This window comes from Curtobacterium citri, from assembly GCF_030362955.1.
In the GTDB taxonomy this organism is placed as follows: domain Bacteria; phylum Actinomycetota; class Actinomycetes; order Actinomycetales; family Microbacteriaceae; genus Curtobacterium; species Curtobacterium citri.
Genome location: NZ_JAUCML010000004.1, coordinates 125,770 through 139,921, shown reverse-complemented (window position 1 = coordinate 139,921; position 14,152 = coordinate 125,770). Strand labels below are relative to the sequence as shown.

At 71.6% G+C, this 14,152-nt stretch carries 11 protein-coding genes and 1 tRNA gene; 11 read left to right on the top strand and 1 reads right to left on the bottom strand.

All coding sequences use genetic code 11. The annotated features are described in order from the left end of the window. Window positions 1–44 precede the first annotated feature (44 nt). The 11 genes from dusB (at window position 45) to QUG92_RS07760 (ending at window position 13,541) form a co-directional block, all read left to right on the top strand. A complete protein-coding gene (dusB, locus tag QUG92_RS07810; RefSeq protein WP_289458598.1) occupies window positions 45–1,199 on the top strand; it encodes a tRNA dihydrouridine synthase DusB in 1,155 nt (384 codons plus the stop codon). Next, window positions 1,196–2,485 (top strand): deoxyguanosinetriphosphate triphosphohydrolase, encoded by a 1,290-nt coding sequence (locus QUG92_RS07805; protein ID WP_182047978.1) that lies wholly within the window; start codon window positions 1,196–1,198, stop codon window positions 2,483–2,485. Before dusB ends, QUG92_RS07805 begins: the two co-directional genes overlap by 4 nt. Before the next feature lie 128 nt (window positions 2,486–2,613). Further along, window positions 2,614–4,539, top strand: a complete 1,926-nt coding sequence (dnaG, locus tag QUG92_RS07800; RefSeq protein WP_289458595.1) for a DNA primase — start codon at window positions 2,614–2,616, stop codon at window positions 4,537–4,539. A gap of 615 nt (window positions 4,540–5,154) precedes the next feature. Then, the gene (locus QUG92_RS07795; protein WP_289458593.1) at window positions 5,155–6,771 is read left to right on the top strand and encodes an ABC transporter substrate-binding protein; all 1,617 of its coding nucleotides are present in this window, start codon (window positions 5,155–5,157) and stop codon (window positions 6,769–6,771) included. An 84-nt stretch (window positions 6,772–6,855) separates the two neighbouring features. After that, window positions 6,856–7,962, top strand: a complete 1,107-nt coding sequence (locus tag QUG92_RS07790) for an ABC transporter permease (RefSeq protein ID WP_182047691.1) — start codon at window positions 6,856–6,858, stop codon at window positions 7,960–7,962. A gap of 2 nt (window positions 7,963–7,964) precedes the next feature. After that, complete coding sequence (locus QUG92_RS07785) at window positions 7,965–8,963, top strand: ABC transporter permease (RefSeq protein ID WP_289458591.1); 999 nt, start codon at window positions 7,965–7,967, stop codon at window positions 8,961–8,963. After that, window positions 8,960–10,645 carry an ABC transporter ATP-binding protein gene (locus QUG92_RS07780; protein ID WP_182047695.1) on the top strand — a complete coding sequence of 562 codons (1,686 nt, stop codon included), beginning with the start codon at window positions 8,960–8,962 and terminating at the stop codon, window positions 10,643–10,645. Before QUG92_RS07785 ends, QUG92_RS07780 begins: the two co-directional genes overlap by 4 nt. A gap of 146 nt (window positions 10,646–10,791) precedes the next feature. Beyond that, the gene (locus QUG92_RS07775) at window positions 10,792–11,724 is read left to right on the top strand and encodes an ATP-binding cassette domain-containing protein (protein ID WP_069711098.1); all 933 of its coding nucleotides are present in this window, start codon (window positions 10,792–10,794) and stop codon (window positions 11,722–11,724) included. Continuing rightward, window positions 11,721–12,734 (top strand): D-isomer specific 2-hydroxyacid dehydrogenase family protein, encoded by a 1,014-nt coding sequence (locus QUG92_RS07770; protein ID WP_289458586.1) that lies wholly within the window; start codon window positions 11,721–11,723, stop codon window positions 12,732–12,734. The genes QUG92_RS07775 and QUG92_RS07770 overlap by 4 nt, the downstream gene beginning before the upstream one ends. A 124-nt stretch (window positions 12,735–12,858) precedes the next feature. Further along, window positions 12,859–12,931: transfer RNA gene (locus QUG92_RS07765), tRNA-Asn, on the top strand. A 124-nt stretch (window positions 12,932–13,055) separates the two neighbouring features. Beyond that, window positions 13,056–13,541, top strand: coding sequence for a hypothetical protein (locus tag QUG92_RS07760; RefSeq protein ID WP_182047699.1), 486 nt, complete (start codon window positions 13,056–13,058; stop codon window positions 13,539–13,541). Between the two features lie 31 nt (window positions 13,542–13,572). On the opposite strand, the gene def is transcribed toward QUG92_RS07760, so the two are convergent. After that, window positions 13,573–14,148, bottom strand: coding sequence for a peptide deformylase (def, locus tag QUG92_RS07755; RefSeq protein WP_289458584.1), 576 nt, complete (start codon window positions 14,146–14,148; stop codon window positions 13,573–13,575). Between the last annotated feature and the right edge of the window lie 4 nt (window positions 14,149–14,152).

The window sequence follows — 14,152 nt, the reverse complement described above, 5'->3', positions numbered from 1 at the left end:
GAGAACGCTACCGTCGCGCGTCGACGTGGGAGGATGGAACCGGTATGACGATCACGCAGACACTCCCGAAGCCACTGCGCATCGGCCCGATCGAGGTCGAGGCGCCGGTCGTGCTCGCCCCGATGGCGGGCATCACGAACATGGCCTACCGCCGGCTCTGCCGCGAGTACGGCGCCGGCCTTTACGTCTGCGAGATGATCACCTCGCGCGCGTTGGTCGAGCGCACCCCGGTGTCGATGCAGCTCATCCAGCACCACGAGTCGGAGACCCCGCGGTCGATCCAGCTCTACGGCGTCGAGCCGAACACCGTGGCCGAGGCGGCGACGATCCTCGTGGCCGAGGACCGCGCCGACCACATCGACCTGAACTTCGGGTGCCCGGTGCCCAAGGTCACGCGGAAGGGCGGCGGAGCTGCGCTGCCGTGGAAGACCGACCTCTTCAAGGACCTCGTCGAGAAGACCGTCAAGGCCGCCGGCGACGTCCCCGTGACGGTGAAGATGCGCAAGGGCATCGACGCCGACCACCTGACCTACCTCGACGCGGCGCGCATCGCCCGTGACGCCGGTGTCGCCGCGGTCTCGCTGCACGCCCGCACGGCGAACGAGCACTACTCCGGCCACGCGGACTGGTCGGCGATCGCGACGCTGAAGGAAGCGATCACCGACATCCCCGTGCTCGGCAACGGCGACATCTGGTCCGCCGCCGACGCCCTGCGCATGGTCGACGAGACCGGCTGCGACGGCGTCGTCGTCGGGCGCGGGTGCCTCGGCCGGCCCTGGCTGTTCGGCGACCTGGCGGCGGCGTTCTGTGGCGAGGACGTCCGTGCGATGCCGTCCCTCGGCGACGTCGCCACCGCCTTCCGCCGGCACACCGAACTGCTCGTCGAGTTCTTCGGGTCCGAGGAGCACGGCTGCCGCGACGCCCGGAAGCACGTCTCGTGGTACTTCAAGGGGTACCCGATCGGCGGCGACGTCCGGTCGGCCCTCTCGATGGCGTCGAGCCTGCAGGAGATCGACGACCTGCTCGGGCAGATCGACTGGTCGGCCCCGTACCCGGGCGCCGATGTCGAGGGCCCGCGCGGCCGTGCCGGGCACCCCAAGCGCACGGCGCTGCCGGACCGCTGGCTCGAGTCGCGCGACGTCGACGCCGAGTTCCGCAAGGTGCTCGCCGCCGCCGAGCTGCACCACAGCGGCGGATGAGCGCCACCGCCTCGTACGGGCCCGCCGACGCCGAGCGCTGGCTGCCCGAGACCCACGGCAACCGTCGGTCGGACTTCGCCCGTGACCGCGCGCGGCTGCTGCACTCGAGTGCCCTCCGCCGGCTCGCCGCGAAGACGCAGGTGCTCAGCCCGACCACCGGGCTCGACTTCGCCCGGAACCGCCTGACGCACTCGCTCGAGGTCGCGCAGGTCGGCCGGGAGCTCGCCGACTCGCTCGGGCTCGACCCCGACGTGGTGGACACCGCGTGCCTGGCGCACGACATCGGGCACCCGCCGTTCGGGCACAACGGCGAGACCGCCGTGAACGCCTGGGCCGCGGGCATCGGCGGGTTCGAGGGGAACGCGCAGACACTCCGACTGCTCACCCGGCTCGAGCCGAAGGTGTACGGGGACGGCCCCGACGACGACCGCCCCTACGGGCTCAACCTGACGCGTGCGTCGCTCGACGCGAGCTGCAAGTACCCGTGGCCGGCGGCGCAGGGCGTGGCCGAGGCCTCGTCCGGACGCACCAAGTTCGGGTTCTACGATGACGACCACGACGCCTTCGCGTGGCTCCGGGCCGGCGCTCCCCGCCGGCAGCGGTGCATCGAGGCGCAGGTGATGGACCTGTCCGACGACATCGCGTACTCGGTGCACGACTTCGAGGACGCCGTCGTCGCGGGGTTCATCGACGTGGCCGCACTCGGCGACCGGGTCGGCGAGAACGACATCGTGACGGCGATGCACGCCTGGGTCGGGTCCGACCTCAGCCGCGACGAACTGCTCGAGGCGTTCGACCGGCTGCGGTCGCTGCCGCTGTGGATGACGTCGTACGACGGGTCGCGGCGGGACATGGCGCGGCTCAAGAACCTCACCTCGCAGCTCATCGGGCGGTTCGCGCGGACGGCGACGGCGGCGACGCGCGAGTCCTACGCGTCCGGGTCCCTCGTGCGGTTCGCGGCATCGGTCGTCACCCCGCCGGAGATCATCGGGGAGATCGCCGTGCTCAAGGGCATCGTCGCGGCGTTCGTGATGACGCAGGGCAACCGGCAGCCGGTGTACGAGGACCAGCGTCGGATCCTCACCGAGCTGCTCGACGCCCTGGCCGCCACCGGGAGCGCGGACCTCGAGCCGGGGTTCGCGGCCGACTGGCGCGCGGCGTCCGACGACGCCGGGCGGCTGCGGGCCGTGGTCGACCAGGTCGCGAGCTTGACCGACCAGGGGGCCCTGGCGTGGCACAAGCGGCTCGTGGTGGGGGACCGCGAGCCGGTGCACGTCCCCGTCTGACCCACCCGCGCCCCGTCGGGGAGGCGCGCCGACGTGCCGGTCCGGCACCGCGCCTCCCGTCCGGCGTGCTCTCCACGGGCGGACGCGATCCGTCCGTCGGTGCCACTCGCACGAACTAGGATCATGGGGTGGCTGGCAGGATCGCGCGGAACGACATCGACGAGGTCCGCTCGCGTGTCAACATCGCCGACGTCGTCGGCGACCACGTCACGCTGAAGTCGGCGGGCGTCGGCTCCCTCAAGGGACTCTGCCCGTTCCACGACGAGCGCTCCCCGTCCTTCCACGTCCGGCCCCAGGTCGGGCGCTACCACTGCTTCGGCTGCGGCGAGGACGGCGACGTCTTCGAGTTCATCATCAAGATGGACCACACGACCTTCCAGGAAGCCGTCGAGCGGATGGCGGCGAAGATCGGGTTCACCCTCCACTACGAGGAGGGCGACGGCCCCCGCACCGACTACAACCAGCGCGCCCGGCTGATCGCGGCGAACGAGGCGGCGCTGGAGTTCTACCAGTCGCAGCTCACCACCGCCGCTGCCGAGCCCGCCCGTCGGTTCCTCGGGGAGCGCGGGTTCGACCCGGCGGCCGCGCAGCACTTCGGCGTCGGCTTCGCGCCGCAGTCGTACGACGCGACGCGGGAGCACCTGCGCAGCCGGGGCTTCTCGGTGGACGAGATCCTGGCCGCGGGGCTGGCCGGTCAGGGCGACCGCTCGCCGTACGACCGCTTCCGGGGACGACTGACGTGGCCGATCCGCGACGTCACCGGCGCGACGATCGGGTTCGGCGCGCGTCGGCTGCTCGAGGACGACAAGGGGCCGAAGTACCTCAACACCCCTGAGACGCCGATCTACCACAAGAGCCAGGTGCTGTACGGGCTCGACCTGGCACGGCGGGACATCTCGAAGCAGAAGCAGGTCGTCATCGTCGAGGGCTACACCGACGTGATGGCGTGCCACCTCGCCGGCGTGACCACCGCGGTCGCGACGTGCGGCACCTCGTTCGGGGTCGACCACATCAAGGTGCTGCGACCGATGCTCGGCGACGTCAGCGGGGCGGACCCGAACGCCAACGGCGAGGTCGTGTTCACCTTCGACCCGGACGAGGCCGGGCAGCGTGCGGCCTCGCGGGCCTTCGCGGAGGAGCAGCGCTTCGCGGCGCAGACGTACGTCGCGGTCGCGCCCGGCGGACTCGACCCGTGCGACCTCCGGCTGGCCCGGGGCGACGACGCCATCCGCCGCCTCGTGACCGCCAAGCGCCCGATGTTCGAGTTCATGATCCGCCGGAACCTCGACGGGCACGACCTCGAGACCGTGGAGGGCCGGGTGAACGCCCTGCGCGCCGCCGCACCGGTGCTCGCCGGCATCCGCGACCGCTCCCTCACACAGGGGTACGTGCGGGAGCTCGCCGGGTGGCTCGGCATGGACATGCCCGACGTCCGTCGTGCCGTCGACGCGGCACGGCAGCGAGCGGGCGCTGCGCGCCAGGACCGGACGGGAGGCCCGGTGCCGGTCGGTCAGGCCGGTCCCGGCGGCGAGCTGGTCGCCCCGCCCGAGGAGCCCGTGGCCGGGCTGCGCCTGCTGCCGAACGACCCGATCACCCGCATGGAACGCGACGCCGTGATGGCGATGGTGCAGCAGCCGACCTACGTCAGCGAGCCGCTCATCTGGCTCGCCGCCGGCGCGACCTTCTCGGCACCGATGCTCGCCGTCGTGCGCGACGCCGTCGTGGCGAACGTCCAGTCGATCGGCGCGGGGGACTGGCTCGACCGGCTGCTGCAGGACGTGCCGTCGCCGTTCCGCGGGCTCGTGCAGGAGCTCGCGCTCGCACCGATCCCCGCCCGGACCGACGAGGACCTCGCGCTCTACGCCCGGAGCATCGTCGTCGCACTCGTGGAGCGGGACCTGCTCGCCCGCAAGGCCTCGCTGCTCGGGCAGTTGCAGCGTGCGGACCCGCACGAGCAGGCCGACCGACGCGCCGAGATCCAGCGCCAGCTCGTCGACATCGACGCGCAGCGCATGCGGCTCCGCGCCGACGCGGAGGCGGCAGCGCAGGGCTGACCCGTCCTCGCCGGGTCGCGTACGGAGCGGACGGCGACGGCGGAGCCGGCGTCCCGCTCGCCGAGCGGGCAGGACTCGCCGCGTGCGTGACGCTGGGCGGGCGGAAGTCGTCGGCCGACGACACCGAGGGTGACGGATGGTGCCCGCTGAGTGTGCCGGTCGGGTGTGCCGGTCCGGCGGGCTGGGCGGGTTGGGCGGGCCGGGGGTGCGGGGCGGAGGTGGGGCGCGCCTCCCGGCCGTGGTGCTCGGCGGGCCGGTCGCGCGGGGCGGACTGCGCCACCGAGCGGGCAGGACATGCCGCGTGCGAGGCGCCGGTCGGGCAGGAGTCGTCGGTTTACGGCGTCGAGCGTGACGGATCTGGCTCGCTCGCCGAGCCGACCCCCACCGAACCCCGCCGTTGCAGCACGCAACAATGCTGCGCGACACGCCGGAGTACGGCGCGCGCATCATGCGTCAAGGAGCGGCTCCGCGCATTACAAGGGTGTAAACAAATGTCCCTCGAATCGTGGCATTCCGTGTCAGGGTGGTAGCAATGAGCGTTCTCGTCGGGCCTCACAGTCGAACCACCGCCCGCCGAGGACCCCTTGCGAACCATCACCGAGAGAGAGAGCGGACATGGCATCCGTGACCAAGTGGGGCAAGCGCGGCATCGCGCTCGGCGCCGGTGCAGCAGCGACGGCGCTGGTGCTGACCGGCTGCGCGAGCAGCAGCGTCTCCGACACCGAACTGAACGGCATGAGCATCGGCACGACGGACAAGATCACGTCCCTCGACCCGGCCGGCTCGTACGACAACGGCTCCTTCGCCGTGCAGAACCAGGTGTTCCCGTTCCTGATGAACACCCCCGTCGGCAGCCCCGACGTCGAGCCGGACATCGCCCAGAGCGCCGAGTTCACGAACCCCACGACCTACACGGTGAAGCTCAAGAGCGGGCTGAAGTTCGCCAACGGCAACGAGCTCACGTCGAGCGACGTCAAGTTCTCGTTCGACCGCGAGCTCAAGATCAACAACGAGAACGGCCCGCAGTCCCTGCTCGCCAACCTCAAGAGCATCGACACCCCGGACGACACGACCGTTGTGTTCAACCTCGACCATGCCGACCAGACCTGGCCGCAGGTGCTCTCCAGCCCCGCCGGTCCGATCGTGGACGAGCAGGTCTTCTCCGCTGACGAGCTGACGCCGGCGGCGGACATCGTCAAGGGCAAGGCGTTCGCCGGGCAGTACGAGATCACCTCGTACAAGGAGAACGACACCATCCAGTACAAGGCGAACCCGAACTACGACGGGCTCCTCGGCAAGGCGAAGTCCGACCAGGTCACCGCCAGCTACTACACCAAGGAGACCGACCTCAAGCTCGCCGTGCAGAAGGGCGACGTCGACGTGGCGTACCGCTCCCTGACGCCGACCGACATCGCCGACCTCCGCAAGGACGACAAGCTGACGGTCACCGACGGCCCCGGCGGCGAGATCCGCTACATGGTCTTCAACCTCGACACGCAGCCGTTCGGCGCGAAGCAGTCCGACGCCGACGAGGCCAAGGCCCTCGCGGTGCGCCAGGCCGTCGCCGACGTGGTCGACCGTGCGTCGATCGCCAAGGAGGTCTACAACGACACCTACTCGCCCCTCTACTCGATGGTGCCGGACGGCCTGACGGGTGCGGCCAAGCCGTTCGAGGAGCTCTACGGCGACGGCAACGGCGGCGCGGACGTCGACAAGGCGAAGGAGACCCTGTCGAAGGCGGGCGTCACCGGCAAGGTCCAGATCGACCTGCAGTACTCGCCGGACCACTACGGTTCGACCTCGGACGACGAGTACGCGGCGATCAAGACGCAGCTCGAGAACTCCGGCCTCTTCACCGTCAACCTGCAGTCCACCGTCTGGACGACGTACTCCCAGGAGCGCGTGAAGGACGCCTACCCGGTGTACCAGCTCGGGTGGTTCCCGGACTTCTCCGACGCCGACAACTACCTGTCGCCGTTCTTCTCGAAGGACAACTTCGTCCAGAACCACTACGACGACGCGGAGATCCAGAAGCTCATCTCCGAGGAGCAGCAGGAGTCGGACGCGTCGAAGCGCGCCGACCTCATCGAGCAGGCACAGCAGCGTGAGGCCACGCAGATCTCGACGCTGCCGCTCCTGCAGGGCAAGTCCGTCGCGGTGGCCGCGAAGGACGTCAAGGGCCTGACGCTCGACTCGTCCTACAAGTTCCGCTACGCAACCCTCTCCAAGTAACACCGGCGTCGGCCCACGGGGGCGTTCCCACGAGGAACGCCCCCGTGGCCGCGTCCCGAACGGCACCGAAAGGCATCCGTCCCCGTGACCCTCAGCACCCCCGAGGCGACACCGGAGCTGGCCACCGACCCCACCAAGCCCCAGGCACAGCGACGTGCCCGTGGGCAGGGCGGCGGACTCGGCCGGTACATCCTGGTCCGCTTCCTCCTCATCTTCCCGACGGTGTTCATCCTGGTGACACTCGTCTTCTTCCTGATGCGCGTCATCGGCAACCCGATCACGGCCTCGGTCGGTGGTCGGCTCACCCCGTCGCAGCTGCAGGAACGCCTGCACGCCGCCGGGTACGACCGCCCGGTGTTCGTGCAGTACCTCGAGTACCTCGGCAACATCGTCCGCGGTGACTTCGGCACGACGTCCACCGACAACCGGCCGATCACCGAGATCATCGTCACGTACGGCGGGGCGACCGCCGAGCTCGTGTTCTGGGCACTCATCGTGGCCCTCGTGCTCGGCATCCCGCTCGGGATGCTCGCGGCGTACGTCCGCGACAAGTGGCCGGACGTGCTCTTCCGCGCCCTCGCGATCCTCACCTACGCGACCCCGGTGTTCTTCGGTGGCCTGCTGCTCAAGCTCGTCTTCTCGGTGTGGCTCGGCTGGCTGCCGCTGGGCGACCGCGCCTCGACGCGGGTGTCGCTGATCCTCGACAACATCCCGGGCGCGACCGGCATCTACATCATCGACGCGCTCCGAACCGGCAACGCGCAGGTGATCGGCGACGTGCTGTCGCACGCCGTCCTGCCGGCACTGACCCTCGGTCTGCTCACCGCCGGGATCTTCCTCCGGCTCGTGCGCGCCAACATGATCGGCTCGCTCGGGTCCGAGTACGTCGACGCGGCTCGTTCGCGCGGCGTCCGGGAGGCGCGGCTCGTCCGCACGCACGCCTTCCGTCCGGCGCTGGTCCCGATCATCACCGTGATGGGGCTGCAGATCGCCATGCTGCTCGGCGGCTCGGTCCTCACCGAGACGACCTTCGGCTGGCGGGGGCTCGGCTTCGAGCTGAACCAGTACCTGTCGGCCCGCGACTTCGTCGCCGTGCAGGGCATCGTCGCGATGCTCGCGGTGATCGTCGCGGTGACGAACTTCGTCGTCGACGTCGTCGCGGCGCTCATCGACCCGAGAGTGAGGTTCTAGCGATGGCCGACACCTCGCTCGTCGACCGCCACGAGCCGCTCTGGAAGCGTCTCCCCGTGGTGGTCCAGCTCCGCAGGAGCACCGGCTGGCAGCGCGGCATGCTCGTCACCGGTGTGGTGATCTGCGCCCTGTACCTCGTCATCGCGATCGCCGCGCCGCTCATCGCCCCGTACGGCTTCGGCCAGCTGCAGGGCGCCGACGGCCAGAGCTTCCCCCGCACCGGCGCCCCGAGCGCCGAGCACCTCTGGGGCACCACGGTCGGCGGGTTCGACGTGTTCAGCCGTGTCGTGTTCGGCGCGCGGACCGCGGTCCTCGTCGTGATCGTCGCGGTGGTCGTCTCGATCAGCGTCGGCGTGGTCCTCGGCATGGTGTCCGGCTACATCGGCGGCTGGCTCGACCGCGTCCTCGTGGTCGTGGCGGACGCGATCTACGCGTTCCCGTCGCTGCTGCTCGCGATCGTCGTCTCGATCGTCATCTCCGGCGGCAACTCGAGCTACACCGGCGGCATCGTCGCAGCGGCGATCTCGATCACCGTCGTCTACGTGCCGCAGTACTTCCGGGTCGTCCGGGCCGAGGCGGTGCGCCTGAAGAACGAGGCGTTCGTCGAGTCGGCGCGGGTGATCGGCACGAACCCGTGGCGCATCATGACCCGGCACGTGCTCCGGAACTCCACGCGGTCGCTGCCGCTCATCCTCACGCTCAACGCGAGCGACGCGATCCTGACCCTGGCGGGCCTCGGCTTCCTGGGCTTCGGCATCGGACCGACCGCCGGCGCGGAGTGGGGCTACGACCTCAGCCGCGCCCTGTCCGACGTGGCGTCGGGCGTCTGGTGGACGGGTGTCTTCCCGGGCGTCGCGATCGTCGTGCTCGTGCTCGGCGTGACCTTCATCGGCGAGAGCCTCAACGACATCTCGGACCCGCGCCTCCGCGCTCGTCGTCGCCTGAAGCAGCTGGTGTCGACGAAGCAGCGGAGCACCGGCACGGAAGGAGCGGCGGCATGACCGACGCGACCCACGACCAGCAGGGCGGTCCCGTCGCCGTCGTCGACGACCTGACCGTCACCTTCGCGACCGACAACGGTGCCGTCGACGCGGTGAAGGGCGTCAGCCTCGACGTCCGCCCGGGCGAGGTCCTCGCCCTCGTCGGCGAATCGGGGTCCGGCAAGTCGGTCACGGCCCGCAGCATGCTGCGGCTCATGCCCGAGACCGCGACGCTCGGCGGTGCGGTGTACCTCGACGGCACCGACGTCGTGTCGGTCGGCGCCGCGAAGCTCCGCGAGCTCCGCGGGACCGCCGGCGCGATGGTCTTCCAGGAGCCGTCGACCGCCCTCAACCCGGTCTTCACGGTCGGGTGGCAGATCGCCGAGGGGCTCCGCGCCCACGGCGGCGTCGGCAAGAAGGAGGCGCGCGCGAAGGCGATCGACTACCTGCGCCGCGTCGGCATCCCGGACCCGGAGAAGCGGGTCGACCACTACCCGCACCAGTTCTCGGGCGGGCAGAAGCAGCGCGTCGTCATCGCGAGTGCGCTCGCCCTCGAGCCGAGCGTCATCATCGCCGACGAGCCGACCACGGCACTCGACGTCACCGTGCAGGCCGAGATCCTCGACCTGCTCCGGCGCTGCCGCGACGAGTTCGGCGCGGCGATCGTGATCATCACGCACAACATGGGCGTCGTCGCCGACCTCGCCGACCGTGTCGCGGTCATGTACCAGGGCGAGGTCGTCGAGGAGGCGCCCGTCGCGCAGCTGTTCGCGTCGCCGCAGGCGGACTACACGAAGCGCCTGCTCGCCGCCGTGCCCCGGCTCGAGGCGTCGACGGGCACCGCCCGCCGCGCCGCGATCGCGTCCGAGGTCGCGCCGCTCGTCAGCGCGAAGGGCCTCGAGATCGAGTACCCGGGCCGCCTGGGCGCGCCGGCCTTCCGGGCCGTGAAGGGCGTCGACCTCGACATCCGTCCCGGCGAGGTGCTCGGCCTGGTGGGGGAGTCCGGTTCCGGCAAGACCACGATCGGCCGGGCCATCGCGGGCCTGACCCGGATCACCGGCGGGTCGCTCGACGTCCTCGGAACCGAGATGCTCGGGTACCGCGAGCGGGACTTCAAGCGGCACCGTAAGGACATCGGCTTCGTGTTCCAGGACCCGGCGACCTCGTTCAACCCGCTCCTCACCATCGCCGAGTGCGTCGCCGAACCGCTCGTCGTGCACGGCGAGGTGCGGAACCCGCGTGCCGCCCGCAAGCGGGTCGGGGAACTGCTCGAGATGGTGCAGCTGCCGGCGTCCTACGGCGACCGGTACCCGCACGAGCTGTCCGGCGGGCAGCGGCAGCGCGCCTCGCTCGCGCGGTCGATCGCACTCCGGCCGAAGCTGCTCGTGGCGGACGAGCCGACGAGCGCGCTCGACGTGTCGGTGCAGGCGCGGGTGCTCGAGCTCTTCCTGGAACTCCAGCAGGACCTCGGGTTCGCGTCGCTGTTCATCAGCCACGACCTCGCCGTCGTCGGCGCCCTGTCCGACCGGATCGCGGTGCTCTACCGCGGCGACCTGGTCGAGACCGGCACGACGGCCGAGGTCCTCGGCGCCCCGCAGCACCCCTACACGCAGCGGCTCCTGGCGTCGCTGCCCGTGCCGGACCCGGCGGAACAGGCGGAGCGACGGCGTACGCTGGTCGAACTGGAGAACGCCGGGTCCTGACCCGACGTGACCGGACGGGAGGCGCGACCCGCGTCGTCGACGCGCGTCGCGCCTCCCGTCCGTCGCCTCCACCGCACCACACAGGACGTGTCCGCTGATCCCGGTCCGTCGCACACCGTCGCCAGGGGCGGCGCGGAAGGGGACCCATGATCGCGGTGAACGGCCCGGCGGTCGTCGCAGACGACGTGTCGATCGAGTACCGGGGCGTGCGCGGCTCGGCACCGATCCGGGCGGTGGACGGCGTCAGCCTCACCGTCCGGCAGGGCGAGATCCTGGCGCTCCTCGGCGAGTCCGGGTCCGGGAAGTCCACGTTCGCGGCCGCCGTCGCGGGGCAGCTCGGAGCCACCGGCGAGGGCGAGGGTGCGCACCGTCGCCAGGTCGTCGGCGGTGAGCTCACCGTGCTCGGGCAGAAGGTCCGCGGGCTCCGGCCGGCGTCACGCAAGGCGCAGCGCCTGACCGGCCGCATCGGGTACCTGCCGCAGGACGCCGCCGACCGGCTCAGCCCCGACCTGACCGTCGGCGAGGCCATCGCGGAGCCCATCTACGTGCGGGACCGCCGCTTCGACCGCAAGCAGGCCGGCCTCATGGTGGCGCGCCTGGTCGACGCCGTGCACCTGCCGCTCGGCGTCATGCGCCTCAATACGTGGGAGCTCTCGAGCGGACAGCGGCAGCGGGTCGCCCTGGCCCGTGCGCTCGTCCTCGAGCCCCAGCTCCTCGTCGCCGACGAACCGGCGCGCGGCGTCGACGTCCTCGTCCGCCAGTCCGTGCTCGAGGCGCTCGCGAACCTGCAGGTCGGGCGACAGTTCTCGGCGGTGGTGGTGTCGAGCGACCTCCGCGAGGCCCGTGCCCTCGCCGACCGCGTCGGCATCATGGCCGAGAGTCGCCTGGTCGGTCTCGGCACCTTCGACGAGGTCCTCGACAACCCCGTCGACCCCTACGTCAAGACCCTCGCCGCGACCGCCGCGCGACCGGTGAAGCGTCGGCCCGCCGCGCCGGCTGCACCGCGCCGCTCGTCCGCTCCGCGTCGACCGGTCGCCGCGGGCACCGGTCCCCGCTCCGACCGTCAGGAGAACGCATGAGCCCCACCGCCCCGTCCGGCACCCGCGGCCACCGTGCGGTCGTCACCGACGCCGGGGCACCGCTGCCGGTCGACCCGCCGACGGCCGGGCCGGTGGCGATCCTGCCGCGGTCGGCCGACCTGCACGTCGAGGCGGTCCGGTCGGCGGGCGGCACGGTGGGGGAGCTCGGAGACGACACACGCGGCATCGTGTGGCTCGACGCGCGCGACCCCGACGGGCTCGCGGCAGCACTGTCCCGCGCTCCCGGGGTCGGCTGGGTACAGCTGCCCTTCGCCGGCGTCGACGCCTTCGCGCACCTCATCGCGGAGCACGGTGACCGGGTGCTGTTCACCTCGGCGAAGGGCGCCTACGCGGAACCCGTCGCCGAGCACGCGCTCGCGCTGACGCTCGGGACCCTCCGGGTGCTGCAGCAGCGGGCCCGGGCGACGTCGTGGGCCACCGAGCCCGAGGGGGTCTCGCTCTACGGGCGGAACGTCGTCGTGGTCGGCGCGGGCGGCATCGCGCTCGAGTACATCCGACTGGTGGCGCCGTTCGAGGTGTCCGTCACGGTGGTGCGTCGGTCGTCGGACCCGGTGCCGGGCGCCGACCGCACGGTGACGACCGATGCGCTCGACGACGTTCTGCCGGACGCCGACGTCGTCGTGGTCGCCGCGGCGATGACCGCGGGGACGTCGAAGCTGTTCGGGGCGGAGCAGTTCCGCATCATGAAGTCCTCCGCACGGCTCGTGAACATCGCGCGCGGCGGCCTGGTCGACACCGACGCGCTCGTGACCGCGCTCCGCGAGGGGCAGATCGCCGCAGCGGGACTCGACGTGACCGACCCCGAGCCGCTGCCGGACGGGCACCCGCTCTGGAGCGAGCCCGGGGCGATCATCACGCCGCACCAGGCGGACACGCCGGACATGGTGGCGCCGCTCCTCGCCGAGCGGGTGCGGACGAACACCGGGGCGTTCCTGTCCGGGACGGGCGACGGCTTCGTCGGGGTGGTGGACCCGGCCGCCGGCTACTGACGGACCCCGTGCGGGCCGCGGAGGACACGGCGCGCCCGGGATGCGTGGTGGATGCACGGACCGGGCTCGGGGTGCTGCTATGCTGTTACCCGTTGTTCGCACGACATTCGCCAGCGGACAGTGATCCTCGATAGCTCAATTGGCAGAGCAGCCGGCTGTTAACCGGCAGGTTGTTGGTTCGAGTCCAACTCGGGGAGCAGGAGACGAGGCCCCCACCGATCACGGTGGGGGCCTCGGTCGTTGCGGCGGCGTCCGCGGAGCCGAGGCTCGGCTTCCGGCCTTCGCAGGTGGGACGCGGCCGGAAGCTGTTAGCGTTCACAGGTGATCACCGCCCGTCGAGCCCTCGCAGCGGGACTCGTCGTCCTCGGCGCCCTGGGCCTGAGCGCGTGCACGACGGGGCAGACCGAGCCCGAGGAGTCGCTCGACGGCACGACCCAGGCCGAGGTCTCGGCCTCCGGCAGCGCACCGATCGTCTTCGCGTTCGTCTGCTCGACCGATGCCGGTGAGGTGACGGAGACCTTCACGACGTACGCCGCGGCGTGGGAGGCGGAGCGGGCCGACTGCACCGCCAAGCCCATCACGGGGTCCTCGATGTCGGCGCAGCAGCAGGCTGCCGTCCGGGCCACCGACGACCACGTCGACCTGCGGGAGCTCGCGGCGACCTGCGCGGAGCGCGGTGTCGCGCCGTGGGACACGGCGGTCACCACGGACGAGCAGGCACACCTGGCGGCCGGGCTCCTCGAGTACTGCCCCGGACACCCGGAACACGACCACCTGCGCCGGGCGCTGGCGACCTACCGGGGCTGAGCCGCGCCTCCCGTCCGGCGGCTGCGCGCCGTCAGCCCTCGGGGTGGTCGCGCCCGGGGAGCCAGGACTTGCCGGGCGTGCCCCAGCTGCTCTTCCGGACCGCCTTGACCGCCTGCTTGGCGTACGGGTGCACGAGGCGGTCGGCGTAGAGGACACCGTCGAGGTGGTCGTACTCGTGCTGGAAGATGCGCGCGAGCCACCCGTGCGCCTCGACCTCGAACGGGGTGCCGTCGGCGTCGACCGCGCGGAGGAGGACGCCCTCGGCGCGGCGGAGCGGGAAGCGCTCCCCGGGGATCGAGAGGCAGCCCTCGGACTCGTCGTCCTCGTCGAGCTCCTCGACCGACTCGGGCACGAGGGGGCTCGTCCAGAGGACCGGGTTCACCGCGACGCCGCGGTGCAGGACCTCGTCGTCGTCGGTCCACGAGTACACGAAGAGCCGCTTGCCCACGCCGACCTGCGGCCCGGCCAGCCCCACGCCGGGCGCGAGGTCCATGGTCGCGAACATGTCGTCGACCAGCGCGCGCAGGTCGTCGTCGAACTCGGTGACCTCGGCGGCACGCTCGTGGAGGACGGGTTCACCGGTGATGCGGATGGGGAGGACGGGCATTCAC

What these genes read in the sequence shown, in the direction of transcription:
- dusB (WP_289458598.1), top strand. Translation starts at nt 45, where the DNA reads ATGACGATCACGCAGACACTCCCGAAGCCACTGCGCATCGGCCCGATC.
- QUG92_RS07805 (WP_182047978.1), top strand. Translation starts at nt 1,196, where the DNA reads ATGAGCGCCACCGCCTCGTACGGGCCCGCCGACGCCGAGCGCTGGCTG.
- QUG92_RS07795 (WP_289458593.1), top strand. Translation starts at nt 5,155, where the DNA reads ATGGCATCCGTGACCAAGTGGGGCAAGCGCGGCATCGCGCTCGGCGCC.
- QUG92_RS07785 (WP_289458591.1), top strand. Translation starts at nt 7,965, where the DNA reads ATGGCCGACACCTCGCTCGTCGACCGCCACGAGCCGCTCTGGAAGCGT.
- QUG92_RS07780 (WP_182047695.1), top strand. Translation starts at nt 8,960, where the DNA reads ATGACCGACGCGACCCACGACCAGCAGGGCGGTCCCGTCGCCGTCGTC.
- QUG92_RS07775 (WP_069711098.1), top strand. Translation starts at nt 10,792, where the DNA reads ATGATCGCGGTGAACGGCCCGGCGGTCGTCGCAGACGACGTGTCGATC.
- QUG92_RS07770 (WP_289458586.1), top strand. Translation starts at nt 11,721, where the DNA reads ATGAGCCCCACCGCCCCGTCCGGCACCCGCGGCCACCGTGCGGTCGTC.
- def (WP_289458584.1), bottom strand. Translation starts at nt 14,148, where the DNA reads ATGCCCGTCCTCCCCATCCGCATCACCGGTGAACCCGTCCTCCACGAG.